At 64.5% G+C, this 24,960-nt stretch carries 17 protein-coding genes and 1 tRNA gene; 13 read left to right on the top strand and 5 right to left on the bottom strand.

Annotated elements, in window-relative coordinates; translation table 11 throughout:
• The first annotated feature begins 7 nt into the window (after nucleotides 1–7).
• The 5 genes from hrpA (at nucleotide 8) to B0G62_RS10095 (ending at nucleotide 8,883) form a co-directional block, all read left to right on the top strand.
• Complete coding sequence (gene hrpA / locus B0G62_RS10115; RefSeq protein WP_244193171.1) at nucleotides 8–4,699, top strand: ATP-dependent RNA helicase HrpA; 4,692 nt, start codon at nucleotides 8–10, stop codon at nucleotides 4,697–4,699.
• 175 nt (nucleotides 4,700–4,874) lie between these two features.
• Entirely contained in the window at nucleotides 4,875–5,915 is a 1,041-nt protein-coding gene (locus tag B0G62_RS10110) for a YncE family protein (RefSeq protein WP_103704038.1), read from the top strand.
• Between the two features lie 31 nt (nucleotides 5,916–5,946).
• Nucleotides 5,947–6,975 (top strand): sterol desaturase family protein, encoded by a 1,029-nt coding sequence (locus tag B0G62_RS10105; protein ID WP_103704037.1) that lies wholly within the window; start codon nucleotides 5,947–5,949, stop codon nucleotides 6,973–6,975.
• A gap of 199 nt (nucleotides 6,976–7,174) precedes the next feature.
• Complete coding sequence (locus B0G62_RS10100) at nucleotides 7,175–8,017, top strand: EI24 domain-containing protein (RefSeq protein ID WP_103704036.1); 843 nt, start codon at nucleotides 7,175–7,177, stop codon at nucleotides 8,015–8,017.
• A 53-nt stretch (nucleotides 8,018–8,070) separates the two neighbouring features.
• Nucleotides 8,071–8,883, top strand: a complete 813-nt coding sequence (locus B0G62_RS10095; RefSeq protein WP_103704035.1) for a competence/damage-inducible protein A — start codon at nucleotides 8,071–8,073, stop codon at nucleotides 8,881–8,883.
• Nucleotides 8,884–8,990: 107 nt separating this feature from the next.
• Here the strand turns inward: B0G62_RS10095 and B0G62_RS10090 are convergent, their stop codons facing one another.
• Nucleotides 8,991–9,455, bottom strand: coding sequence for a rhodanese-like domain-containing protein (locus B0G62_RS10090; protein WP_103704034.1), 465 nt, complete (start codon nucleotides 9,453–9,455; stop codon nucleotides 8,991–8,993).
• Nucleotides 9,456–10,035: 580 nt separating this feature from the next.
• On the opposite strand from B0G62_RS10090, the gene glnA reads away from it, so the two are divergent.
• The 4 genes from glnA to B0G62_RS10070 all read left to right on the top strand — a co-directional run bounded on the left by glnA (nucleotide 10,036) and on the right by B0G62_RS10070 (nucleotide 16,671).
• Nucleotides 10,036–11,451, top strand: coding sequence for a type I glutamate--ammonia ligase (gene glnA, locus B0G62_RS10085; protein ID WP_103704033.1), 1,416 nt, complete (start codon nucleotides 10,036–10,038; stop codon nucleotides 11,449–11,451).
• Nucleotides 11,452–11,663: 212 nt separating this feature from the next.
• Nucleotides 11,664–12,806, top strand: coding sequence for a nitrogen regulation protein NR(II) (gene glnL / locus B0G62_RS10080; protein ID WP_103704032.1), 1,143 nt, complete (start codon nucleotides 11,664–11,666; stop codon nucleotides 12,804–12,806).
• An 85-nt stretch (nucleotides 12,807–12,891) separates the two neighbouring features.
• Nucleotides 12,892–14,472, top strand: a complete 1,581-nt coding sequence (gene ntrC, locus B0G62_RS10075) for a nitrogen regulation protein NR(I) (protein ID WP_103704031.1) — start codon at nucleotides 12,892–12,894, stop codon at nucleotides 14,470–14,472.
• Between the two features lie 117 nt (nucleotides 14,473–14,589).
• Nucleotides 14,590–16,671, top strand: a complete 2,082-nt coding sequence (locus tag B0G62_RS10070) for a prolyl oligopeptidase family serine peptidase (protein ID WP_103704030.1) — start codon at nucleotides 14,590–14,592, stop codon at nucleotides 16,669–16,671.
• 82 nt (nucleotides 16,672–16,753) lie between these two features.
• Here the strand turns inward: B0G62_RS10070 and xth are convergent, their stop codons facing one another.
• Complete coding sequence (gene xth / locus B0G62_RS10065) at nucleotides 16,754–17,539, bottom strand: exodeoxyribonuclease III (protein WP_103704029.1); 786 nt, start codon at nucleotides 17,537–17,539, stop codon at nucleotides 16,754–16,756.
• Between the two features lie 158 nt (nucleotides 17,540–17,697).
• Between xth and B0G62_RS10060 the strand changes: the two genes are divergently transcribed.
• On the top strand, nucleotides 17,698–18,309 hold the full coding sequence (locus B0G62_RS10060) for a 2-hydroxychromene-2-carboxylate isomerase (RefSeq protein ID WP_103704028.1): 612 nt from the start codon (nucleotides 17,698–17,700) through the stop codon (nucleotides 18,307–18,309).
• A gap of 67 nt (nucleotides 18,310–18,376) precedes the next feature.
• Here the strand turns inward: B0G62_RS10060 and B0G62_RS10055 are convergent, their stop codons facing one another.
• Nucleotides 18,377–19,348 (bottom strand): NAD(P)H-dependent flavin oxidoreductase, encoded by a 972-nt coding sequence (locus B0G62_RS10055; RefSeq protein ID WP_103704027.1) that lies wholly within the window; start codon nucleotides 19,346–19,348, stop codon nucleotides 18,377–18,379.
• A gap of 185 nt (nucleotides 19,349–19,533) precedes the next feature.
• On the opposite strand from B0G62_RS10055, the gene B0G62_RS10050 reads away from it, so the two are divergent.
• Entirely contained in the window at nucleotides 19,534–20,070 is a 537-nt protein-coding gene (locus B0G62_RS10050) for a PadR family transcriptional regulator (RefSeq protein WP_103704026.1), read from the top strand.
• 133 nt (nucleotides 20,071–20,203) lie between these two features.
• Nucleotides 20,204–20,280: transfer RNA gene (locus tag B0G62_RS10045), tRNA-Met, on the top strand.
• Between the two features lie 76 nt (nucleotides 20,281–20,356).
• On the opposite strand, the gene B0G62_RS10040 is transcribed toward B0G62_RS10045, so the two are convergent.
• Nucleotides 20,357–21,052 (bottom strand): aspartate/glutamate racemase family protein, encoded by a 696-nt coding sequence (locus B0G62_RS10040; protein WP_103704025.1) that lies wholly within the window; start codon nucleotides 21,050–21,052, stop codon nucleotides 20,357–20,359.
• Nucleotides 21,053–21,260: 208 nt separating this feature from the next.
• Between B0G62_RS10040 and B0G62_RS10035 the strand changes: the two genes are divergently transcribed.
• On the top strand, nucleotides 21,261–22,547 hold the full coding sequence (locus B0G62_RS10035) for an amidohydrolase family protein (protein WP_103704024.1): 1,287 nt from the start codon (nucleotides 21,261–21,263) through the stop codon (nucleotides 22,545–22,547).
• A gap of 84 nt (nucleotides 22,548–22,631) precedes the next feature.
• On the opposite strand, the gene B0G62_RS10030 is transcribed toward B0G62_RS10035, so the two are convergent.
• Nucleotides 22,632–24,728, bottom strand: coding sequence for a M3 family metallopeptidase (locus B0G62_RS10030; protein WP_103704023.1), 2,097 nt, complete (start codon nucleotides 24,726–24,728; stop codon nucleotides 22,632–22,634).
• Nucleotides 24,729–24,960 lie beyond the last annotated feature (232 nt).

The raw sequence follows: 24,960 nt of genomic DNA, 5'->3' as shown, positions 1-24,960 counted from the left end.
CGCCCCCATGTCGAATGTACCCAAAAGACCTGCCTCGGCGCAGGGCAGCAACACCCCCGCCGGGAAAGACGCGGCGCACGGCGGCGCGCAGGAAAAGCGCGCGTCGCAAAAATATGGCGATGGGCAGAATCTCGCATCGACGGACCGGCTGGCCGCGCTGATGAAGGGCAGTGCGCTCGGCGGCGCGCGCGTGCAGGACAAGCGTGCGGCCACGCCGGCGCAGGCCGCGCCGGTGAACCCGCAGAAGCCGGCGCAAACGCAGCCGCCGCAAGCGCCGCAAAGCGTTGCGCGCGCGGAACAGGGCGAGCAAGCGCAAGCCGCAGCGAAACCCGCGCCGCATGCGCAGGGCAAAACGCGCGATGAGCGACGCGTGAGCGAAGTCCGTGCTGAAGGTAATGAGCGCGCGAACGCGCCGGCCGCCGCCGCGCAAACCGCCGCGCCGCGCGAAGCGCAACAATCGCCCAGGCAACGTCAGAAGCCGCGGGAAGCCGGTGCGCAGCAACAGCCGGCGCGCAATGTGCAGCCGCGCGCGCAACAGCCGCAACAGCCGCAACAGCAAGCGAAGCAAGCGAAGCAAGGGCAGCAACAACCGAAGCCACCGCGCCCCAACGCGCCGCGTCCGGCGAAGCCGCAATCCGATCGTCCGCCGCGCGCAGAAAAAGCCGCCGCCGAAGCCAATCGCGAGTCACAACCGCAGCAGCGCGCGCCGCGTCCAGAACGTGAACCCCGCGAACCGCGCGAAGCCCGCGCCCCGCGTGCTCCGCGCGCGCCGGTCACGCCGAATCCGATCCCGCCGATCACCTTCCCCGAAGCGCTGCCGGTCTCCGGCCGCCGCGAGGAAATCGCGCGCGCGATCGCCAACAACCAGGTCGTGATCGTCAGCGGCGAAACCGGCTCGGGCAAGACCACGCAGTTGCCGAAGATCGCGCTCTCGCTCGGGCGCGGGCTCGGCGCGGGCGGCAGCGGCCTGATCGGCCACACGCAGCCGCGCCGGATCGCGGCCTCCGCGACGGGGCGGCGCATCGCCGAAGAACTCGGCACGCCGTTCGGCGAAGTGGTCGGCTACAAGGTGCGCTTTACCGACAATCTCGCCGCGGGCGCCTCGGTCAAGCTGATGACGGACGGCATTCTGCTCGCCGAAACGCAGACCGATCCGCTGCTCAAGGCCTACGACACGATCATCATCGACGAGGCGCACGAGCGCAGCCTCAACATCGACTTCCTGCTCGGCTATCTGAAAGAGATCCTGCCGCGCCGGCCCGATCTGAAGCTGATCGTCACGTCCGCGACCATCGACGCCGACCGTTTCGCGCGCCACTTCGGCAGCGACGAAAAGCCCGCGCCCGTGATCGAAGTGAGCGGGCGTCTGTATCCGGTGGAAGTGCGTTATCGGCCGGTGCAGGAAGACAGCCCGGCGGTGAAGAATGCGCAGAGCACGGCGCCGCGCGAGAGCAAAAAGTCGCAACGCGATACGGACCGCGACCTGATGGAGGCGATCGTCGACGCCGTGGACGAGTTGTGCCGCGAAGGCTCCGGCGACGTGCTGGTGTTCCTGCCCGGCGAGCGCGAGATTCGCGACGCCGCCGAGGCGCTGAGGAAGCACCATCCGCCGCACACGGAAATCCTGCCGCTGTTCGCGCGCCTTTCCGCGCAGGAACAGGAGCGCGTCTTCAAGTCGTCGAACGCGCGCCGCATCGTGCTTGCGACCAACGTGGCCGAAACCTCGCTGACCGTGCCGGGCATCCGCTACGTGGTGGACACGGGACTGGCGCGCGTGAAGCGCTATTCGTACCGCAACAAGGTCGAGCAACTGCAGATCGAATCGATCTCGCAGGCCGCCGCGAACCAGCGCGCGGGCCGCTGCGGGCGCGTCGCGGACGGCATCTGTATCCGCCTTTACGAAGAGTCCGATTACGTCGCGCGGCCGCGTTTCTCCGATCCGGAAATCCTGCGTTCGTCGCTCGCGGCCGTGATTCTGCGCATGAAGTCGCTGCATCTCACGGCGATCGAAACGTTCCCGTTCATCGAGCCGCCGCCGGGCCGCGCCATCGCCGATGGTTATCAGTTGCTCAACGAACTGGGCGCCGTCGATGACGACAACGCGCTCACGCAGCTTGGCCGCGAACTCGCGCGCCTGCCGCTCGATCCGCGCGTGGGCCGCATGATTCTGGCCGCGCGCGACGAGCAGTCGTTGCGCGAAGTGCTGGTGATCGCGAGTGCGCTCTCGGTGCAGGACCCGCGCGACCGGCCGATCGAAGCACAGGAGCAGGCCGACCAGGCGCATCGCCGCTTCGCGGATGAGCGCTCCGAATTCCTGCAGTGGCTCAAGATCTGGTCGTGGTTCGAGGACGCCGTCGCGCACAAGAAGTCGAACAAGCAACTGATCGATTCGTGCCGCGCGAATTTCCTCTCGCATCTGCGTCTGCGCGAATGGCGCGACGTGCATTCGCAATTGCTGACGGTGGTGCGCGAGCACGGCTGGCGCATCAACGAATCCGACGCCACGTATGAGCAGATCCATCACGCGCTGCTGACGGGTTTGCTCGGCAATATCGGCCTGAAAGCCGAGGACGAGCCGCATTTCCTCGGCGCGCGCAGTATCAAATTCCATTTGTGGCCGGGTTCGGCGCTGGTGAAGAAGGCGGGGCGCTGGGTCGTGGCCGCCGAACTCGTGGAGACGAGCCGCCTCTACGCGCGCTGTATCGCGAAGATCGAGCCTGAATGGCTCGAAAAAGTCGGCGCGCATCTGCTGAAGACGTCGCTTTCGGAGCCGCATTGGGAAAAGCGCGCGGCCCAGGTCAGCGCGTTCGAGCGCGGGGTGCTCTACGGACTGCCCGTGTATCAGCGCCGCCGCGTCGCGTTTGGCCGCCAGGACCCGGCGCGCGCGCGCGAGTTGTTCATTCGCGGCGCGCTGGTGGAAGGCGAGTTCGACACGAAGCTGCCGTTCTTCGCGCACAACCGCAAGCTGCTCGCCGATATCGAGCAACTCGAACACAAGTCGCGCCGCCAGGACGTGCTGGTCGACGACGAACTGATTTTCGGCTTCTACGATCAGGCGATTCCGGAAGGTATTTATTCGGGCGCGTCGTTCGAGCGCTGGTATCGCGACGAGGTGAAGAAGAGCGGCGACTCCGAGGACAAGCTGCGTCTCCTGTATCTCTCGCGCGACGATCTGATGCGTCACGAGGCGGCGGGCGTGACGACCGAGCTGTTCCCCAGGCGCATGACGATGTCGGGCGTGGCGATGGCGCTCACGTATCACTTCGAGCCGGGTTCGCCGCGCGACGGCGTGACGCTCGCGGTGCCGCTCTACGCGCTCAACCAGGTCGATGCGCGCCGCTGTGAATGGCTCGTGCCGGGCATGCTCAAGGAGAAGGCGCAACTGCTCCTGAAATCGCTGCCGCAGAAGCTGCGCCGTCATTGCGTGCCGCTGCCCGAGTACGCGGCCGGTTTCGCCGATCGCGTGGGCGGCGAGCGCTTTGGCGCGGGCGGTCTGGTCGAAGGGCTGATCCTGGACGTGCGCGAGCAGAAGCAGCTTCAGTTGAAGACCTCGGACTTCAAGCTGGAGACGCTGCCCGCGCATCTGTTCATGAATTTCAAGGTGATCGACGAACACGGTCGCCAGCTCGCGATGGGCCGCAACCTCGCGCAACTGCGCTCGGAACTCGGCGCGCAGGCGCAGCAGCAGTTCCAGAAGCTCGCGAGTGCGACCGCGCTGGCGGCGCTGGAAACGCGTTCGCAGGGCGATGTCGCTGCAACGACAGAAGCGGCGACGCCATCGCAGAGCGCGCCGAACAAACCCGGCGCACCGCACACGCCCGTGACCGGCGACGCGCCCGCCACCGCGCTCTACGAAAACCTCACGACGTGGAATTTCGGCAAGCTGCCCGAGCTGCTGGATATCCGCCGAGGCGGCCAGACGCTGTTCGGCTATCCGGCGCTGGTCGATCGCGGCTCGCATTGCGATGTCGAGGTGTTCGATTCGCCGGAAGAGGCCGCGCGCATTCATCGCGCAGGCTTGCGGCGTCTGTTCGCGCTGCAGTTGCGCGAGCCGATCCGCTATCTGGAGAAGAACCTGCCGGGTCTGCGCGAAATGGCGATGCAGTTCATGGCGCGCGCCACCCAGGAAGAATTGCGCGATCAACTGGTCGAACTCGCGCTCGATCGCGCCTGCCTGCAGGATCCGCTGCCCGACGACGACGCGAGCTTCCACGCGCGCAAGGACGAAGGGCGCGGGCGGCTTTCGCTGCTGGCGCAGGAAATCGCGCGGCTCGTCGGCCAGATTCTCGCGGAATACGCGTCGCTGGCGAAAAAGCTCGTGCAGGCCAAGGCTTTCGGCACCCCCGCCGCGGACATGCAGGCGCAGGTCGATGCGCTCATCAGCAAGCGCTTCATTCTGGAGACGCCGTATGCGCAACTGGTGCATTTCCCGCGTTATCTGAAGGGCGTGGCGCTGCGCATCGACAAACTGCGCGCCGATCCCGCCCGCGACGCGCGCCAGGCCGCCGAGTTCCAGCCGCTCGCGCAGCAGTATCAGCGCGCGCTTTCGCAACGCGGCGGCGTGTTCGATGCGCGTCTGAGCGAGTTCCGCTGGCTGCTCGAAGAGTTGCGCATTTCGCTGTTCGCGCAGGAATTGCGCACGCCGATGCCGGTGTCGGTCAAGCGGCTCTACAAGGTCTGGGAGTCGATGCAGCGTTGATGGCGTGCTTATGACGCGCTCATGAAGCGCCTGCATTGCGGGCCATAACATTGGTTCGAAATTATTTGAAAAAAGGGGCGCGCGTTGCGCCCCTTTCACATTTCAGTGGCCCTACGTCAACCTTGCGAACCGGCAGGCGTTCTACAATCACAGATCTGCCAGGAAACGACACTTCATGCGTACAAACGAATTCCGCCGTACCGCCGCACGCTTTGCGAAAAAGGCCGCTGTGTTTGCCGGCTCCGCACTGGTCGGCGCCGCGCTCACCACGGCGATGCCGAGCCTCGCGCACGCGAACAACATCATCGTGCTTAATTCGGGCGAGGCCACGCTCAGTCTCATCGACGACAAGACGCATGAACTCGTCGGCACGGTGCCCACGGGCAAGGAGCCGCATCACCTGTTTCCGACGCCGGACAACAGCTCGCTGATCGTCGCGAATTCGGTGTCCAACAACCTGCTGTTCGTCGATCCGAAAACGGGCAAGCCGCAGCGCTGGATCGAGAACATCGAAGATCCGTACCAGCTCGGTTTTTCGCCGGACAACAAGTGGTTCGTGACCACCGGCCTGCGCCTCGACCGTCTGGACATCTATCACTACGGCGGCGCGGGCAATATCACGCTCGCCAGACGCCTGCCGCTGTCGGCCATGCCCAGCCACCTCGCGTTCACGAAGGACAGCAATATCGTGTTCGTTTCGCTGCAGGTGTCGGGCGAGATCGCAGCGGTCGATCTGCCCACGCAGAAAGTGCTCTGGAAGATGAAGGTCGGCCCCGCGCCCGCGGGCATGTGGCTCACGCCCGGCGAGAAATACCTGCTGGTCGGCATGACGGGCGCCGACTACGTGGCCGTGGTGGACTGGCGCAACCAGAAGATCGTCAAGACGATCCAGGTGGGCAAGGCGGCGCATAACTTCCGCTCGCTGGTGGACGGGCGCCACGTGCTGGTGTCGAGCCGCGTCTCGAACGTCATCAGCATCATCGACGAGGAGTCGCTTGAGAAAGTGGGCGAGATCAACGGCCTGATGCCTGGGCCCGACGACATGGAACTCTCCGCCGACAAGCGCTGGCTGTGGGTGACATTCCGCTTCGCGAAGCATATCGGCCTGATCGACATGCAGACGAAGAAGCTCGTGAAGACGATTCCGGTGGGCCGCTCGCCGCACGGCATCTACTTCTACGACCGCGCGCCGGTCATGTCGCCCAACGGCGCATAACGGCGCATCAAGACCTTAAGCGCTGCTGCCCATGTTCGACTTCCTCGGTTCCTGCGCACATTGGGTAGCCGCCGGCGCCGACGATTTCGTCTCGTGGCTCCAGACGCTCCTGTACGTGAACGTGCTGCAGCCGGCGCTGTTCGACGCCGGCTTCATGGACGTCGACGAAGATACGTTCGACGCGCTCTACTGGGTGATCGTCGGCGTGCTGGAAATGGTCGTGATGTACGCGCTGCTGCGCCCGCTCGAAGCGCTCATGCCTGCGGAGCAATGGCGCGACCGCAAGGGCGTGGGCGTGGATGCCGTCTATACCTGGGTGACGCGCCTGGGCATCCTCAATCTGCTGTTTTTCTTCGCCATGCAGCCGGCGTTCGACCGCGCGCAGAGCTGGCTGCGCCTGCACGGCGTCATGAGCGTCGATATCGACAATCTCTGGCCCGGCGTGACGACGGTTCCGCTCGTGGCCTTCGCGATCTACCTGGTCGTGCTCGACTTCTTCGGCTACTGGTATCACCGGCTTTCGCACCGCTACGGCCTCTGGTGGGAATTGCATGCGGTCCATCACAGCCAGCGCAAGATGTCGTTCTGGTGCGATAACCGCAATCACCTGCTCGACGTGCTGGGGCAGTCGTGCATGTTCGCGGGCATTGCGCTCGTGATCGGCGTGCCGCCCGCGCAGTATGTCGTGCTGGTGGCGCTCACCAACTTCGTGCAGAACGTGCAGCATGCGAATATCCGCCTGCATTTCGGCTGGCTCGGCGAGCGGCTGCTGGTGAGTCCGCGCTTTCACCGCCGTCATCACGCGATCGGCTACGGCCACGAAGGCACGACTTACGGCTGCAACTTCGGCGTGCTGTTTCCGTGGTGGGACATGCTGTTCGGCAGCGCCTCCTTCAACGGGCACATCGAGCCGACGGGCATCCGCGACCAGCTCGAAGGCGCGCGCTACGGCGAGGGTTTCTGGGCGCAGCAGGGACTGGCGTTCTCCCGCATCGCACGGCGGCTGGCGGCGCGGCGTCGGGGCAGGGCGGCCACTCGCGATGGCGGTCGCGCCGTCTGATTGTCTGTTCGGTCTTTGCCAGTTTTCCCGCTCATGCCGGCCAGGTGCGGCCGGCGAGGTGCGGCTGGCGAGGTGCGGCTGGCGAGGTGCGGCTGGCGAGGTGCGCCGTGGTTTATGCTGTCATTTTGCCGCACTGAACCCGCACTGAATTTTCCGGCTCCGTGATCTCCCTTCGTCTTTCCGCCGTTTTCCCGCTCGCATGAACGATCTGTTGCGCTCGTTTGGACGCGCGCTCGCCAGCGCGTTTCATCCCTCGATGCTGTTCCTCACCTTCGTGCCGTTTTTGGTGGCGGCCGGCGTGTGGGGCGGTCTCCTCTATGCCTTCTGGCAACCGCTGATCGACGGCGTGCGCGGCACGCTCGACGCGTGGCCTGCCACGGGCTATCTCTATCACGCGTTCGACTGGGTCGGCTTCGGCTCGCTGCGCAGCATGATCGGGCCATTCGTCGTCATCATCCTGACGATTCCGCTCATCGTCATCACGGTACTGCTGCTGATCGTCGCGATTGCGATGCCGCGCGTGATCCGCCATCTGACGACGCGCCAGTACGCCACGCTCGAAGCGCGCCGTGGCGGCAGCTGGTTCGGCAGCCTGCTGCATTCGCTCTGGACTACGCTGCTGTGTCTCGTGCTGCTGGTCGTCACCTTGCCGCTGTGGTTCATTCCACCGTTTTGCGTGCTCGTGCCGCCGCTGCTGTGGGGCTGGCTGACCTATCGCGTGATGACCTACGACGCGCTCGCGCTGCACGCGAGCAGCGACGAGCGCCGCGAACTCGTGCGCCGGCATCGCCTGCCGCTGCTTGCGATCGGCGTGGCGAGCGGGCTGCTGGGTTCGCTGCCCACGGCGATCTGGGTGGCGTCCGCATGGATGCTGCTGTTCTTCCCGGTGATCGCCGCGCTCACGATCTGGATTTACGCTTTCATTCTGGTGTTCACGGCGCTCTGGTTCGGCCATTACTGCCTGCGCGCGCTGCAGCGCCTGCGCACCGAAGAAGCGCGCCATCCGGGCCACGAAGGGCGTGATGTGACCATCGTGCACTGACGTCCCCGCCATTCGCGGATCATTTCAAGCACATTCACACGACGAGGCAACACATGGCATTTGGCGTCATCATCATCGGCGACGAAATCCTTTCGGGCCGCCGCACCGACAAGCATCTGCCGAAGGTCATCGAACTGCTGGGCGCGCGCGGTCTCGCGCTCGACTGGGCCGAGTACGTCGGCGACGATCCCGCGCGCATTACCGCGACGCTCAAGCGCTCGTTCGCTTCGGGCGATATCGTGTTCTCGACGGGCGGCATCGGCGCGACGCCGGACGACCATACGCGCCAGTGCGCGGCGGCGGCGCTGGGCGTGCCGCTCGCGCTGCATCCTGACGCCGAAGCCGCCATCCACGAGCGCATCCGCGACATGCATACAGGCAGCGATCCCATCGATTACGGCTCGCCCGAGAATCTGCACCGCCTGCAGATGGGCACGTTCCCGCAGGGCTGCGAGATCATCCCGAACGGCTACAACAAGATTCCGGGTTTTTCGATCCAGAATCACTACTTCGTGCCGGGCTTTCCGGTGATGGCGTGGCCGATGATCGAATGGGTGCTCGACACGAAATACGCGCATCTGCATCACCAGATGCCGCACGCGGAGAAGTCGCTGCTGGTGTTCGAATTGCCCGAATCGACGCTCACGCCGCTAATGGAAAGCATCGAGCGTGATTTCCCCGGTGTGCGTGTGTTTAGTCTGCCAAGCGTGGGCGACAGCGAGCGCGGCGGCATCTATGCGCGCCGGCATATCGATCTGGGCGTGAAGGGGGAGCCGGAAGCGGTGGCGGCGGCCTTCGTGAAGCTGCGCGAAGGCGTGCACCTGCTGGGCGGCGATGTGGTGGAGCCGCCGGAGGCCGCGGCATAAGCGGTCGCACGGGCCGCATCATCGGCTTGTCATATGCGTCGCTCAAAGTGGCCCGTCAGGATTGTGCTGGCGGGCTTTTTCATGGCTTTGGCGGATTCAGCCTGGGTTCAGGCGCCCAGCCACGGCAAGCCGCGGAAGCACCAGCCCGTAACGGTCTTGCGATGGCCTTCGCTGTTCTTGTCGCCTTCGAAGCCTTCGAGCAGATCGTAGGCGTGCGTGAAGCCGGCCTTGGCGGCTTCGATGGCCGCGAGCTTCGAGCGCGCGGCGCTGCGGCACAGGAACAGGATGGGCGTGTCGGCGTCGGCCACGCTCTTGAGCTGGGTGATGAACTCGGCGTTGGGCACGCCGCCGGGATAGCGCGTCCATTCGACGTGCGCGTACTGGCCGTCGCCGACCACGGGACGGCCGACCCAGTCGAGCTCGGCGCGCGTGCGTACATCGACGAGTTTGACGCGGGTGTCGAGTTGCAGGAGCTCGAACGCCTCGGCGGGCGAGACAGCGCCCGCGTAGGGCAACTGGTTCTCGGCGCGGCGCGTGTCGGCCTGGGCGTACAACTGTTCGAGCGTACTCATGACGGCGGATCTCCTGGTCGGGTCTACATGTGGCGTCCACGGCGGACCTGAACATTCGACCCGGCCGTTGACGTCAATGATGAAAGGATTATTCTAGCGCGCTGCGCCAGTGCGGGCGGTGGGCGGCCTGGGCACGCCGAAGTTCGCCAGCGTGCGCTGCCGCGGCAAATTTGCGCCGCGTTGGTGCGTCGGCAGTTTTATGCACCATAATGGAGTGAAATTCGCGCGCCAAATCCGGGATTGCACGGAGTTGGTGCCTGGAGGCGGCCCGCGATCCGGGCGAGTGCTCGGGCGTGGGGCGGGAGATACCCGCGTGTTCCCCGAAGTTGGCTCAGGGTTGGCTCGCGGTTGCCCCACGCTTGCGCCTTGGGGACGTATCCGCAAGCAATTTGCGCCAGTCTGGCGCAAACATGGCACGGAAGCTGCTTTGTATGTCGCGATCGTTTCGCACCCGGCCTGCGGGATGTTGGTAGAAGCCAACTGAAAGCTCGCCGAAGGCAGCACACAGCGGCAACCGGCGAGATCAGAAGATTGGGCAGGCGGCAGCGTTCGCCGAAATCGTTAATCAGGAGAATAGGTTATGAGTAAATCCGTGGCCGACGTCATGCAACTCGTCAAGGACGAAGACGTCAAGTTTGTCGACTTCCGTTTCACCGATACGCGCGGCAAGGAGCAGCACGTTTCGGTTCCGCTGTCGGCATTCGACGAAGACAAGTTCGAGTCGGGTCATGCATTTGACGGTTCGTCGATCGCCGGCTGGAAGGGCATCGAAGCCTCGGACATGCTGCTCGTCCCGGACGCGAACACGGCGTTCATCGACCCGTTCTACGAAGAGTCGACCCTCGTGCTGACCTGCGACGTGGTCGAGCCGGCTGACGGCAAGGGCTATGAACGCGATCCGCGCTCGCTCGCGAAGCGCGCCGAAGCGTACCTGAAGAGCACGGGCCTGGGCGACACGGCTTTCTTCGGCCCGGAACCGGAATTCTTCATTTTCGATTCGATCCAGTGGAACACGGACCAGTCGGGCTGCTTCGTGAAGATCGGTTCGGATGAAGCACCGTGGTCGTCGGGTCGCGAAATCGAAGGCGGCAACACGGGTCACCGTCCGGGCACCAAGGGCGGCTACTTCCCGGTCGCGCCGGTCGACACGTTCCAGGACATCCGTTCGGAAATGTGTCTGCTGCTCGAACAGATCGGCATTCCGGTCGAAGTCCACCACCACGAAGTGGCGGGCCAGGGCCAGAACGAAATCGGCACGAAGTTCTCGACGCTGGTTCAGCGCGCGGACTGGACGCAGCAACTGAAGTACATCGTCCACAACGTGGCGCACACGTACGGCAAGACGGCGACGTTCATGCCGAAGCCGGTCGTCGGCGACAACGGTTCGGGCATGCACGTTCACCAGTCGATCTGGAAGGACGGCCAAAATCTGTTCGCAGGTAACGGCTACGCAGGTCTGTCGGAATTCGCGCTGTTCTACATCGGCGGCATCATCAAGCACGCTCGCGCGCTGAACGCCATCACGAACCCGGGCACGAACTCGTACAAGCGTCTCGTTCCGCACTTCGAGGCACCGGTCAAGCTCGCTTACTCGGCACGCAACCGTTCGGCATCGATCCGTATTCCGCACGTCTCGAACCCGAAGGGCCGCCGTATCGAAACGCGCTTCCCGGATCCGCTGGCTAACCCGTACCTGTGCTTCTCGGCACTGATGATGGCGGGTCTGGACGGCGTGCAGAACAAGATCCATCCGGGCGAAGCCGCCGACAAGAACCTGTACGACCTGCCGCCGGAAGAGGATGCAAAGATCCCGACCGTGTGCGCCGGCCTCGACCAGGCGCTGGAAGCGCTCGACAAGGATCGCGAGTTCCTGACGCGCGGTGGTGTGTTCACCGACGGCATGATCGACGCGTACCTGGCGCTCAAGGAAAGCGAACTGCAACGCGTGCGCATGACGACGCACCCGGTCGAGTTCGAACTGTACTACTCGCTGTAATCGACGATGGCGCTTCGCTCGCAACCGCGCAGCGAAGCGTCTGTCCGACGTCGGCGAAACGGTCACGAAGGGACGGCGGCGCCGTCCCTTTTTTGTTGGCTTTTGCACGGCGCGAAGCGTGTCAATTGTCGCCGCCGCATCGACGTCGTAGTGTCAACCATCATCGACATGGACTGCCAGCCGGCGCGCCACGTGGCCACCGGCGCCGAAACATGGTGCTCAAGAATCTGATCAAGGCAAGAAAAGGCCACGCGGATGCGCTCTCTGACGATGCGCCGCTCGTCGACTCGGGTTTGCTGCCAGGCTTCGAGGCGCTGCCCACCGTCGTGCTCGTGCTCGACAAGCGCACCTTGCGGGTGGCCTTCGCGAACCCCTCGGCCGAGGCGATGCTCGACCTCTCGCGGCGCCAGCTCGGGCAGATGGCATGGTCCGATCTGTTCTCCAACGCCGACGAACTGCTGCAGACGATCGCCTCGATCGCCGCGCATCGCTTTCATGCGACGCGCCTCGACGCAACGCTCGAACGCCCGGGCCGCGAATCGTTGCACGTGCATGCGATTGTCGGCTTCCTGGAGAGCGCCCCCGATTACGTGCTGCTCGAACTCTTCGAGAACGAGCGGCATCTCAAGAGCGATCGCGAGGAGCGCATTCACGACCTCGCGACCGTCAACAAGCATCTGATCCGCAATCTTGCGCACGAAATCAAGAACCCGCTCGGCGGCATTCGCGGCGCGGCCCAACTGCTCGAATTCGAGCTGGGCACGCTAGAGCGCGGCGAGCTGCGCGAGTACACGCAGGTCGTCATCAAGGAGTCGGACCGCCTGCAGACGCTGGTGGACCGGCTGCTGGAGCCGCATCGTCATCCGCATATCGTGGGCGACGTGAATATTCACGAGGTCTGCGAGCGCGTGCGCGCCCTGATCCTCGCGGAGTTCCCGCGCGGCCTCACGATCGAGCGCGACTACGATGTGAGCGTGCCCGACCTGCGCGGCGACAAGGAGCAACTGATTCAGGCGCTCCTGAACATCGTGCGCAATGCGGCCCAGGCGCTGCGCGAACGCATTTCGCAGGGCGATGCGCGCATCGAATTGCGCACGCGTGTCGCGCGCAAGGTCACGATTTCAAAACGCCTGTGCAAGCTGGCATTGGACTTGCATATCATCGATAACGGACCCGGCATTCCCGAGGACATCCGCGACCGCATCTTCTATCCGCTCGTCTCGGGACGCGAGGATGGCAGCGGTCTCGGCCTCACGCTCGCGCAGACCTTCGTGCAGCAGCATGATGGCCTGATCGAAGTGGAAAGCCGGCCAGGACATACCGAGTTTCAGATCCTGCTGCCGCTCGACACCTGAATGGGCGCGAGCGAGTTTGAACCTAAGCTGAACCTGTTTCCCGATCTACCGCTACCGCACGCCACCAGGACTTCTGACCGACCTTATGAAGCCGATCTGGATAGTTGACGACGACCAATCGATTCGCTGGGTGCTTGAAAAGGCACTCGCCCGCGAAAATTTCGCGACCCGCAGCTTCTCGAACGTGCGCGATGCCGCAGCCGCGCTCGACCACGACAGCCCGCAGGTGCTCGTCTCCGACATTCGTATGCCGGGCGGCTCGGGGCTTGAGCTGCTGCAGACCGTGCGCGAGCGTCTGCCGGGACTGCCCGTCATCATCATGACGGCGTTCTCCGACCTCGATAGCGCGGTCGCTGCGTTCCAGGGTGGTGCATTCGAATATCTCGCCAAGCCCTTCGACGTGGACAAGGCGGTCGAGCTGATCCGCCGCGCCGTGGACGAAAGCATGCGCGGCGAGCAGCACTGGGACGACCGGCCCGCCGAAGCGCCCGAGATGCTGGGCCAGGCGCCCGCGATGCAGGATATGTTTCGCGCCATCGGCCGGCTTTCGCATTCGGCCGCGACCGTGCTCATCACCGGCGAGTCGGGCACCGGAAAGGAGCTTGTCGCGCGCGCCTTGCACCGACATAGCCCACGCGCGAACGGCCCGTTCATCGCGCTGAACACCGCGGCCATCCCGAAGGATCTTCTGGAATCCGAACTGTTCGGTCACGAACGCGGCGCGTTTACGGGCGCGCAGGCGATGCGCCAGGGCCGCTTCGAGCAGGCCGAGAACGGCACGCTGTTCCTCGACGAAATCGGCGATATGCCGTTCGATCTGCAGACGCGCCTGTTGCGCGTGTTGTCGGACGGGCAGTTTTATCGCGTTGGTGGCCACAATCCGCTGCGCGCCAATGTGCGCGTGATCGCGGCCACCCACCAGAATCTGGAAACGCGGGTGCGCCAGGGGTTGTTCCGCGAGGACTTGTATCACCGCCTCAACGTGATCCGTTTGCGTCTGCCCGCGCTGCGCGAGCGCAGCGAGGACATTCCGCTGCTCACGCGCCACTTCCTGCAGAAGAGCGCGCGCGAGCTGGGTGTCGAACCCAAGCGCGTGTCCGACGAAGCGCTCGCGTATATGTCGTCGCTGCAGTTTCAGGGCAACGTGCGCCAACTGGAGAATCTCGCCAACTGGCTCACGGTGATGGCGCCTGCGCAGACCATCGAGATCAAGGACTTGCCGCCCGATCTGGTGCCCGCGCACGTCGCCGCCACGGAAGGCGTGCACGCGCTGGCCGGCGATGTTGCGACGGCCGGCGCGGTGGGCGTCAACGGCGTGCTCGCGGGTGCGGCGGGTGGTTTGTCGGCGGGCGCGGCCGGCGCGCTGGGAGGCGTGCCGGGTGCCACGGGTGCCGTCGGTGGCGCGCTGCCTGGCGGCTTTTCGTCCGCCAACGGCGTGGCCGCGCTCACGGTGAGCGTCTGGGAAAGCGGTCTGCGCACCGAAGTCGCGCGTCTGCTGCGCGAGAACAGCGCCGACGTCATGGACGAACTGTCGCGCCGTTTCGAAGCCGCCGTGATCCGCGAAGCGCTCGACTTCACGCGCGGGCGCAAGGTCGAGGCCGCCGAGCGTCTCGGCATTGGCCGTAACACCATCACGCGCAAGATCCAGGAACTCAATCTGGAATGAGTCCGTCGTGCGCAGCGGCTGTTGCGGCTGCTGCGCACCTTGCCCCTAAGCGGGGATGCGCGGACCTTCTTGCGTGCTGGGGCATAATCGACGCTGTTTTCCTGTCGATGACCCACTATGCCCGTGACTTCTCCCTGGCCCGCCGAGGCCGATCCTTTCCTGTCGCTCGAAGAACTCGACGATCCCGCCGCCATGGCGTGGGTCGAGCAGCAGAACGCGCGCACGCGTGCCGCGTGGCAAGGCGGCGCGCGTTTCGAGGCGCTGGAGAAGCGTCTCGCGCAGGCCTATCTGCCGCGTGAGCGGCCCGTGATCCCCACCCGCTGGCAGGAGTGGGCCTACGATCTCTGGGAGGACGAGGACAATCCCAAGGGTCTCTGGCGTCGCGCGAAATGGGCCGACTGGCGCGCGCATCGGCCGCAGTGGGAAAGCCTGATCGACTTCGATGCGCTCGGTGAAGAAGAAGGCGTGCCCTGGGTGTGCGCCGGTATCGACATCCTCTATCCCGATGGCGACCGCGCGCTGATCCAGCTTTCCGACGGCGGCGCCGACGCCGTCGTGGTGCGCGAATTCGATCTCGAACGGCGCGTGTTTGTCGACGGTGGCTTTGCCATCGGGAAAGAAGGCAAGCACACGATTTCGTGGATCGATCGTGACGCCGTCTATGTCGGCTGGGATCACGGCAAGAAGACGCTCACGCGCTCGGGTTATCCGCGCGAGGTGCGCCGCTGGAGCCGTGGCGCGCGTCTGGCGGATGCGCCCGTGGTGTTTCGCGGCGAGTTCGACGATATCAGCGTGGAAGGCGATTACGATCCGATCGAGCAGCGTCACGACGTGGTGCGCAGCGTCGACTTCTTCGATTCATATTCATATCGTCTCGATGCGAAAGGGCAGTGGCAGCGCTACGACGTGCCTTCGCATGTGGCCGTGGGCGCATGGCACGGGTGGCTGCTGCTCGAACCGCGCCTCGACTGGACGCTGGGAGCGCATACGTATGCGGGCGGCTCGCTGCTTGCGATCCGCGAAGAGGCCTTTGTCGCGGGCGATCGCAATGTGACGGCGCTCTTCACGCCTACGCCGGTCACGTCCGCGTGCGACTGGACCTATACGAAGAACGTCTTGATCGTCTCGTGGCTCGACGACGTGCAAAGCCGCACGATGCTCTGGCAGCCGCACGAAGCACAGGGCGCGTGGACGTGGCAGTCGCGCCTGTTCCCGGGCCGTGCCAGTTCGCAGGTCGATGTCTCGCCCATCGAGGACACGCTCAACGACGAAGTCTTTGTCGATGTGGACGACTACCTGCTGCCGCCCGAGTATTGGCTCGCGGACCTCGCGAAAGACGATCTGCAGACGTGGGAACTGCTCGATCGCTGGCCCACGCAGTTCGACGCGTCGCCGCTCACCGTGATCCGCTCGCATGCGCGCTCGGCTGACGGCACGCAGGTGCCGTTCACCGTGATCGGCCCGCGTGCCGCGCTCGAAAGTGGCTCGCGCACCCCGCTGCCGTGCCTGCTGGAGGGCTATGGCGGCTTTGCGATTTCGCTCACGCCGCAGTATCTGGTGGGCTCGGGCATCGGCTGGCTGGAGCAGGGCGGCGTGATCGCCATCGCGCATATCCGTGGCGGCGGCGAATATGGTTCGTCGTGGCACGTGGAGGCGCAGCGCGAGAACCGGCAGCGCTCGTTCGACGACTTTATCGCCGTCGCACAGGAGCTGGTTGCGCAAGGCTTCACGAGCGCGCCGCAACTGGGTATTCGCGGCGGCAGCAATGGCGGGCTGCTGGTCGGCGCGTGCATGGTGCAACGGCCGGAGCTGTTCGGCGCGGTAATCTGCGAAGTGCCGCTGCTCGACATGCAGCGTTATCCGCTGCTTCATGCGGGCGCGTCATGGATCGACGAATACGGTGATCCTGAGGATGCCGAAGAAGCGCAGGCGCTCGCCGCGTACTCGCCGTATCAACGCGTGAAAGCAGGCGTGGCGTATCCGGACGTGCTGTTCACGACTTCGACGAGCGACGATCGCGTCCATCCCGCGCACGCGCGCAAGATGGTCGCGCGCATGCAGGAACAAGGGCACGCGAACGTCTGGTATCTGGAGAATACGGATGGCGGCCACGGACCGGGAAGCGATGCGCTGGAGCGCGCGCAATACGATGCACTGGTGTTCCGCTTCCTGTGGACGACGCTTGGCGGGACCTGGTGATTCCGCGGTGAATCTGCTGTGACCCTGCCGTGATTCAGGCGGGCGGCGCGCTTCAAGCGAGCCGCCCGTTTTTTCTGCACACTCAGGCGGCGAGATTCAGGTCCGCGATAACGGGCGTGTGATCGGACGGCTGCTCCCACTTGCGCGGCACCTTGTCGATCTCGCACGACACGAGCGACGGCGCGAGCTCAGGCGAAAGCAGGATGTGATCGATACGCAGCCCCGCGTTGCGGCGGAACGCGAACATGCGGTAATCCCACCACGTGAACGTCTTTTCGGGCTGCTCGAATTGCCGATACGAATCGACAAAGCCGAGCGCGATGAGCCGCTCGAACTGCGCGCGCTCTTCGGGTGAAACCAGATTCTGGCCTTCCCATGCCTTCGGATCATGCACGTCGCGATCCTCGGGCGCGATGTTGTAATCGCCGAGCAGCGCGAGCTTCGGATACTGCTGCATTTCCTGCGCGAGCCAGTCGTGCATCGCGTCAAGCCATGCGAGCTTGTAGGCGAACTTCTCGGTGCCCGGCGCCTGGCCGTTAGGGAAATAGGCGCTCACGAGGCGCACGCCGCCCACCGTCGCCGCGATCACGCGCTGCTGCAGATCTTCGAAGCCGGGAATGTTGCGCACGACCGTGACGTCGTCGACGTCCAGACCGTCGCGCACGAGAATGGCAACCCCGTTATAGGTCTTCTGGCCCGCGAACCAGCTACGATAGCCATGCGCTTCGAGTTCGGCGCGCGGGTATTTATCGTCGGTGAGCTTGAGTTCCTGCAGGCAGAGGGCATCGACCTTGCTTTCGCCGAGCCAGTCGATGACGTGCTGCAGACGCACTTTCAGGGAGTTGACGTTCCAGGTCGCGATTTTCATGGATGGTGAGCCGGTAAGTGTGCGGGGAATGGCGCTGCCTGCCGGGGGCAGGCGCGGGTGTTCCCGGGAATCGATACCGCACTATAGCCGCTCGGGCCACGTCGAGCCAGGCGGCGGCCCGCATCCAGGACCAATCACAAACATAGGGAGGAGCAGTGATGAGCAATGTGAGCGTGCAGTTTCTGTTCGACTTCGGCAGTCCGAATGCCTACCTGAGCCACAAAGTAATTCCGCAGATCGAGGCGCGTCAGGGCGTGCGCTTCGAATACGTGCCGATCCTGCTCGGCGGCCTCTTCAAGCTGACCGGCAACCGCTCGCCGGCGGAAACCACGGCCGGTATCGAGAACAAGCGCCAATACCTGTTCCTCGAAATCCAGCGTTTCATTGCGAAGCATGGTCTCACGGCGTATCGGATGAATCCGCATTTTCCCGTCAATACGCTGGCGCTGATGCGGGGCGCGGTGGCCGCGCAGCGCGAAGGCGTGTTCGAGCGTTATGTCGAACTCATGTTCGCGCATATGTGGGAGGAAGGTCTCAAGCTCGACGACCCGCAGGTGCTGCGCGCGACGCTCGCGGCCGATGGTTTCGACGTGGCGCGCTTCGAGACGGCAATGGCCGATGCGCAGGTAAAAGGCACGTTGCTCGCGAATACCGAAGCCGCGTTCAAGTGCGGCGCGTTTGGCGCACCGACGTTCTTCGTCAACGACGAAATCTTCTTCGGCAAAGATCGTCTGCGTGACGTGGAAGAGGAAATTGCCCGCGTGAAGTGACAGAACGCGCGTGGCGGCGGGGAACGCAGACGCGAATCATGCGTTCCCGCACCGCCGTGTTCCGCTATCAGGCGACAGCTTCAGCGGCCACGCCCAGCCTTTCGCGCGCCGCATCGTATTCGCGCTTCAGGCGCGCGATCAAATCGGCGGCGGGCACGACGCTCTTCACCGCGCCGATGCCCTGGCCCGAACCCCAGATGTGCTTCCACGCTTTTGCGCCGCTCGACGCGAAACTCATCTTCGACGGATCCGATTCCGGCAGCGCGTCCGGATCGAGGCCGCTCGCGACGATGCTCGGGCGCAGGTAGTTGCCGTGCACGCCCGTGAAGAGATTCGAATAGACGATATCGGCCGCGCTGCTCTCGACGATCATCTGCTTGTACGCCTCCACCGCATTGGCTTCCTGCGTGGCGATGAAAGCCGAGCCGATGTAGGCGAGGTCCGCGCCTGCCGCTTGCGCTGCGAGGATGGCATTGCCGTTGCCGATCGCACCCGAGAGCAGCAGCGGGCCGTCGAACCATTCGCGGATTTCGTGGATCAGCGCAAACGGCGAAAGCGTGCCGGCATGGCCGCCCGCGCCCGCGGCGACGGCGATCAGACCATCGGCGCCTTTCTCGATCGCTTTTTTCGCGAAGGTGTTGTTGATCACGTCATGCAGGACGATGCCGCCCCACGCGTGAATGGCGTCGTTCACTTCCGCGCGCGCGCCCAGCGACGTGATGACGATCGGCACCTTGTATTGCGCGCAGACGCCCAGGTCGTGCTCCAGACGGTCGTTGGACTTGTGGACGATCTGATTCACGGCGAACGGCGCGGCCGGGCGGTCGGGATGCTTCGCGTTGTACTCGGCAAGCTCGGTCGTGATGCGGTCGAGCCATTCGCCCAATACGTGATCGGGGCGGGCGTTGAGCGCGGGGAACGAACCGACCACGCCCGCCTTGCACTGCGCGATCACGAGATCCGGATTCGAAATGATGAAAAGCGGCGAGCCGACGACGGGAATCGACAGGCCGCGACGCAGGACGGCGGGCAAGGACATGCATATCTCCTGGACGGAATCGGCGCCCCCATGTGATCCCTTACGACCCTGAAGGAAGGCACCGTCTTGTGGTTGGTATCGATAAACATAGCAAAGCCCCGAACACTATGCAACTGGTTGCATAGTGCTTCTCCTCGGGGATTAACCGGGGCGGTATCGTTCAAGCCGTGGTTTAGAATCGGCGCATGTCCACGCCCCACGCCATCCTCATTGCCCTGCTGGAAAAGCCGTCGTCCGGCTACGATCTTGCCCGGCGCTTCGACCGCGCGATCGCTTATTTCTGGCAGGCTACGCATCAGCAGATCTACCGTGAACTCGGCCGCATGGTGGAGGCGGGCTGGGTAGCCGTGGTCGAAGAGGACGCGGCCGCCACGCGCAAAAAGGTCTATCGCGTGCTGCCGGTCGGGCGCGAAGAGGTGGCGCGCTGGGCTCGCGAAACGCGCCTGGGGGTGGACGACCGCAATCTGCTGCTGCTGAAGTTGCGCGCCGACGCGGTAATCGGGCCGCTGGGTCTCGCGGACCAGGTGCGGCAGATGATCGTCGATGCGCGCGAACGGCTCGACACCTATCGCGCCATCGAGCAGCGCGACTTCGGCGCGCCATCGCTCACGCGTGGCCAGCAGTTGCAGTATGCGATTCTCAAGGCAGGCATTCGCACGCAGGAATCGTGGCTCGAATGGGCTGAAGAACTGCCGTCGTTGCTGGGTAGTGGCGAACAGTAAAGTTCGGATTCCGGATTAATTATGGCGAGCGCGGGTGCTCGCGCTTGAGCATGTCATTCTCGCGCAGAAGGTGTGTAGAAAATAAGTATTGACGTTATGACAGCCTCACCTTATAATTCTTTTCTCTGACGGACGCGGGGTGGAGCAGTCTGGCAGCTCGTCGGGCTCATAACCCGAAGGTCACAGGTTCAAATCCTGTCCCCGCAACCAAAGCTGTTCGTCGGAAGCAATCAAGGGTTACAACGCATCAGCGTGTAACCCTTTTTTGTTTTCTGCGTGGCTCTTCTCAGGCCTTCAACGCCCAGTCCACCGCGGCCTTCGCATGCAAGGCGGTCGTGTCGAATACGGGCAGCGACGAATCCTCCGCGCCGATCAGCAGCGTGATTTCCGTGCAGCCGAGTATCACGCCCTGTGCGCCACGCGCAGCCAGTGCGTCGATCACCCGCTGATACACCGCCCGCGACACATCTTTCACCACGCCGTGACACAACTCGTCGTAGATGATGCGGTGCACGTCGTCGCGCTCGTCCGCATCGGGCACGATCGCCTCGATGCCGTGAACCTCGCGCAAACGGCCCACGTAAAAATCCTGCTCCATCGTATAGCGCGTGCCCAGCAGCCCTACGCGCGTCACGCCCGCTGCACGCAATGCCGCGCCTGTCGGATCGGCGATGTGCAAAAAGGGAATCGAGATGGCCGCTTCGATCGACGCGCAGACGCGATGCATCGTATTGGTCGCGAGCAGCACGATATCCGCACCGCCGCGCTCCAGTTGCCGTGCGGCCTGCGCCATCAGGCCGCCTAGTGCGTCCCAGTCGCCCGCGCGCTGCAATGCTTCGATTTCCGCGAAATCGACGGTCGCCATCAGGCTGCGCGCGTTGTGATGGCCGCCGAGGCGCGCCTTCATCTCGCTGTTGAGCAGGCGGTAGTACTCCGCCGACGATTCCCAGCTCATGCCGCCAATCACACCGATTGTCTTCATTGCGTGTACGCGAGTGCGCGGGTGGTTGAAGTGTCCGCACGAGTATAGGCTTGCCGTTTGGGCTGTACAGGTACGGTTGCGCGCGGGTGTCACGATACGGTCAAGGGACGGATTCCGGACAGTCTCGCGCACCATAACGAGCCGCTGAATTCTGGCACCGATAGAATCGGAACACCACGCACAACAAGACGCCAGCAAGGAGCCGCACATGGACCTGATCATTCGCCGCGCCGTGCTCGCGCATGGGCATCCCACCGGGCACTCCACGGTCGATATCGGCATCGAGGCGGGGCGCATCGCCGCCGTCGAAGCGCGGCTGGACGCGCAGGCGCGCGATGAAATCGACGCCAGCGGCGCGCTTGTCTCCGCGCCTTTCATCGACGCGCATTTCCACATGGACGCCACGCTCTCCTACGGCCTGCCGCGCGTGAATGCGTCGGGCACGTTGCTGGAGGGCATCGCGCTGTGGGGCGAGCTCAAGCCGCATCTGACCCAGGAGGCGCTGGTCGAACGCGCGCTCCAGTACTGCGATTGGGCCGTCGCGCGCGGGCTGCTGGCGATCCGCTCGCATGTCGATGTCTGCGATCCGCGGCTGCTGGCCGTCGAGGCGCTGCTCGAAGTAAAGCGCCGCGTCGCGCCGTATCTCGATCTGCAACTGGTGGCCTTCCCGCAAGACGGCGTGTTGCGCAGCGCGGGCGCGTTCGACAACCTCAAACGCGCGATCGCGATGGGCGTCGACGTGGTGGGCGGTATCCCGCACTTCGAGCGCACCATGGCCGATGGCGCGGAATCGGTGAGGCTACTCTGCGAATTCGCGGCGGAAAAGGGCCTGCGCGTCGACATGCATTGCGACGAGTCGGACGATCCGCTCTCGCGCCATATCGAAACGCTCGCGGCGCAAACGCATCGTCTCGGGCTGCATGGCCGCGTGGCCGGCTCGCACCTCACGTCGATGCATTCGATGGACAACTACTACGTGAGCAAGCTGATTCCGCTGATGCGCGAAGCGGGCGTGGCCGCGATCGCCAATCCGCTCATCAACATCACGCTGCAAGGACGCGCGGATACTTATCCGAAACGTCGCGGCATGACGCGCGTGCCCGAGTTGATGGCCGCGGGCGTGACGGTCGCGTTCGGCCACGATTGCGTGATGGACCCGTGGTACAGCTTCGGCTCGGGCGACATGCTCGAAGTCGCGCAGATGGGACTGCACGTCGCGCAGATGACGGGCGTGGAGGCGTCGCGGGCCTGTTTCGACGCGGTGACGGTCAATCCCGCGCGGATTCTCGGCCTCGAAGGCTATGGCGTCGCGCCGGGCTGCGCGGCGAATCTGGTGGTGCTCGACGCACGCGATCCAATCGAGGCGATCCGGCTGCGCGCCGCACGCCTGGCCGTCGTGAGCCGGGGCAAGGTGGTGAGCCGCCAACCCGCGCAGCGCGCGGCGCTCGCGCTCGAAGGGCGTCCCGAAAGCGTCGATTTCAAGCTGCATCGATAAAGCGCCGTGCCATAAAAAAACCGCGCATCGAAGTGCGCGGTTTTTCGGGTGGCTCAGTGGTTCTGGTTCGAGCGCGAGGCTGACTTACTGCGCCGGCGGCTGCTCCATGCCGTTATGACGCAGCAGCGCGTCGATATTCGGCTCGCGGCCACGGAACGCCTTGAAGGATTCCATCGCCGGGCGGCTGCCGCCCACTTCCAGAATCTCCTGGCGATAGCGCGTGCCGGTGGCCGGATCGAGCACGCTCGACTTCGCGGCCGCGGCGGCTTCCTCGAAGGCCGCGTAGGCGTCGGCGGACAGCACTTCGGCCCACTTGTAGCTGTAGTAGCCCGCAGCGTACCCGCCCGCGAAGATATGGCTGAACGTATTCGGCCAGCGCGAGAACGGCGCTTGCGCAATCACGTGATAACGCTTGTTGATTTCGCGCGCGAGATCGTTGACGCTCTTGCCCTTCGAGGCGTCGAAGTCGACGTGCAGCGCCATGTCGAACATCGAGAACACGATCTGGCGCAGCGTGCCCAAACCGCTCTGGAAGTTCTTCGCGGCGATCATCTTGTCGAACAGCTCGCGCGGCAGCGGTTTGGCGGTATCGACGTGCGAGGTCATCTCGGTGAGGACGTCCCATTCCCAGCAGAAGTTCTCCATGAACTGCGAGGGCAGCTCGACCGCGTCCCATTCCACGCCGTTGATGCCCGACACCGACAGCTCATCCACGCGCGTGAGCATGTGGTGCAGGCCGTGGCCGAATTCATGGAACAGGGTGATGACTTCGTCGTGCGTGAAGCAGGCGGGTCGCCCGCCCACCGGCGCCGAGAAGTTGCAGGTGAGATAGGCCACCGGCGTCTGCACGCCGTTCGCTTCGAGCTTGCGGCGCGAGCGCGCGTCATCCATCCACGCGCCGCCGCGCTTGCCTTCGCGTGCATAGAGGTCGAGATAGAACTGCGCGACGAGCGTGCCGTCGGCGTTTTCGACGCGGAAAAAGCGCACGTCGTCGTTCCAGACCGGCGCGCTGTCGTCGCGGATACGCACGCCGAAGAGCGTTTCGGTGACCTTGAAGAGGCCCTTGAGCACGAAGTCTTCGGGGAAATATTGCTTGACCTCGTTTTCCGAGAACGAATAGCGCTTCTGGCGCAGACGCTCGGCTGCGAAGGCCATGTCCCACGGCTCGATCTGCGTGAGGCCCAGTTCGCTCGCGGCGAATTCGCGCAGTTCCTGCCAGTCCTTTTCCGCGTGCGGACGCGCGCGCGTGGCGAGGTCTTCGAGGAAGCTCATGACCTGCGCGGGCGTTTCGGCCATCTTGGGGGTGAGCGAGACTTCGGCGAAATTGTTGTAGCCGAGCATCTTCGCTTCTTCGGCGCGCAGCTTCAGTTGCTCGTCGACAATCGCCGTGTTGTCCCATTCGGGCTTGCCGCCGCCGTAGACGGGGCCGAGTTCGGACGCGCGCGTGACATACGCGCGGTACAGCGTCTCGCGCATCGCGCGGTTTTCCGAGTACTGGAGCACCGGGAAATACGAGGGGAAGTGCAGCGTGAACTTGTAGCCTTCCTTGTTCTCGCGCTCGGCGGCTTCGCGCGCGGCGGCGATCACGTCTTCGGGCAGGCCTGCCAGTTCGCTTTCGTCTTTGGCGTAGAACGCGTAGGCGTTGGTCGCGTCCAGCACGTGATCCGAGAACGCCTTCGCCAGCGCGGCCTGGCGCTCCTGCAGTTCGGCGAAACGCGGCTTCTGGTCTTCGGGCAGTTCCGCACCCGAGAGGCGGAAGTCGCGCAGGGCGTTATCGAGAATCTTCTTGCGCTCGCTCGTGAGCAACTGGAACGAGTTGTGATTCGTGATCGCCTTGTACTTCTCGTAGAGCGCGAGGTTCTGGCCGACGCTCGACCAGAACTCGGTCACGCGCGGCAGGTTTTCGCCATAGACGGCGCGCAGTTCGGGCGTGTCGGCGACGGCGTTCAGGTGGCCGATCACACCCCAGGCGCGCGAGAGCGGTTCGGTGACGCGCTCGACCGGTTCGACCACGTCGCTCCATTGCGCGGGCGTCATCGGCTGGGCGGCGCGTTCGACGGCGGCGCTGGCGTTGGCGAGCAGCACATCGAGCGCGGGCGTCACGTGTTCGGGACGGATCTCGCCAAAGCGCGGCAGGCCGGAAAAATCGAGCAGGGGATTATCGGAGGAAGTAATTGCCATGATGCGTCCTGTTCCTTCTGTCGCGGTTGATTCGCAGGCGATTTTCGCACTGTGTAGGGCCGGAGCGCCGCGCAGCCCGCGCCCCGATAAATCGGTTATTGGGGCGCGGTGCGCACTTTCCAACCGGGTCATCCGAGCAAATTAACAGAAGTCGGGGCGCGGCGGCACAATCAGCGCAACCTCGGCGCATCGTCGGCGCATCGTCGGCGCATCGTCGGCGCCCCAAAAGCAA

Origin of the sequence: Paraburkholderia eburnea (assembly GCF_002917095.1) — a bacterium.
In the GTDB taxonomy this organism is placed as follows: domain Bacteria; phylum Pseudomonadota; class Gammaproteobacteria; order Burkholderiales; family Burkholderiaceae; genus Paraburkholderia; species Paraburkholderia eburnea.
The sequence above is the reverse complement of the archived record's forward strand: the minus strand, read 5'-3'. Positions and strand labels throughout refer to the sequence as shown.

Excerpts from the sequence above, each read along its gene's own strand:
- hrpA (WP_244193171.1), top strand. The coding sequence starts at position 8 with ATGTCGAATGTACCCAAAAGACCTGCCTCGGCGCAGGGCAGCAACACC.
- B0G62_RS10110 (WP_103704038.1), top strand. The coding sequence starts at position 4,875 with ATGCGTACAAACGAATTCCGCCGTACCGCCGCACGCTTTGCGAAAAAG.
- B0G62_RS10105 (WP_103704037.1), top strand. The coding sequence starts at position 5,947 with ATGTTCGACTTCCTCGGTTCCTGCGCACATTGGGTAGCCGCCGGCGCC.
- B0G62_RS10100 (WP_103704036.1), top strand. The coding sequence starts at position 7,175 with ATGAACGATCTGTTGCGCTCGTTTGGACGCGCGCTCGCCAGCGCGTTT.
- B0G62_RS10095 (WP_103704035.1), top strand. The coding sequence starts at position 8,071 with ATGGCATTTGGCGTCATCATCATCGGCGACGAAATCCTTTCGGGCCGC.
- B0G62_RS10090 (WP_103704034.1), bottom strand. The coding sequence starts at position 9,455 with ATGAGTACGCTCGAACAGTTGTACGCCCAGGCCGACACGCGCCGCGCC.
- glnA (WP_103704033.1), top strand. The coding sequence starts at position 10,036 with ATGAGTAAATCCGTGGCCGACGTCATGCAACTCGTCAAGGACGAAGAC.
- glnL (WP_103704032.1), top strand. The coding sequence starts at position 11,664 with ATGGTGCTCAAGAATCTGATCAAGGCAAGAAAAGGCCACGCGGATGCG.
- ntrC (WP_103704031.1), top strand. The coding sequence starts at position 12,892 with ATGAAGCCGATCTGGATAGTTGACGACGACCAATCGATTCGCTGGGTG.
- B0G62_RS10070 (WP_103704030.1), top strand. The coding sequence starts at position 14,590 with ATGCCCGTGACTTCTCCCTGGCCCGCCGAGGCCGATCCTTTCCTGTCG.
- xth (WP_103704029.1), bottom strand. The coding sequence starts at position 17,539 with ATGAAAATCGCGACCTGGAACGTCAACTCCCTGAAAGTGCGTCTGCAG.
- B0G62_RS10060 (WP_103704028.1), top strand. The coding sequence starts at position 17,698 with ATGAGCAATGTGAGCGTGCAGTTTCTGTTCGACTTCGGCAGTCCGAAT.
- B0G62_RS10055 (WP_103704027.1), bottom strand. The coding sequence starts at position 19,348 with ATGTCCTTGCCCGCCGTCCTGCGTCGCGGCCTGTCGATTCCCGTCGTC.
- B0G62_RS10050 (WP_103704026.1), top strand. The coding sequence starts at position 19,534 with ATGTCCACGCCCCACGCCATCCTCATTGCCCTGCTGGAAAAGCCGTCG.
- B0G62_RS10040 (WP_103704025.1), bottom strand. The coding sequence starts at position 21,052 with ATGAAGACAATCGGTGTGATTGGCGGCATGAGCTGGGAATCGTCGGCG.
- B0G62_RS10035 (WP_103704024.1), top strand. The coding sequence starts at position 21,261 with ATGGACCTGATCATTCGCCGCGCCGTGCTCGCGCATGGGCATCCCACC.
- B0G62_RS10030 (WP_103704023.1), bottom strand. The coding sequence starts at position 24,728 with ATGGCAATTACTTCCTCCGATAATCCCCTGCTCGATTTTTCCGGCCTG.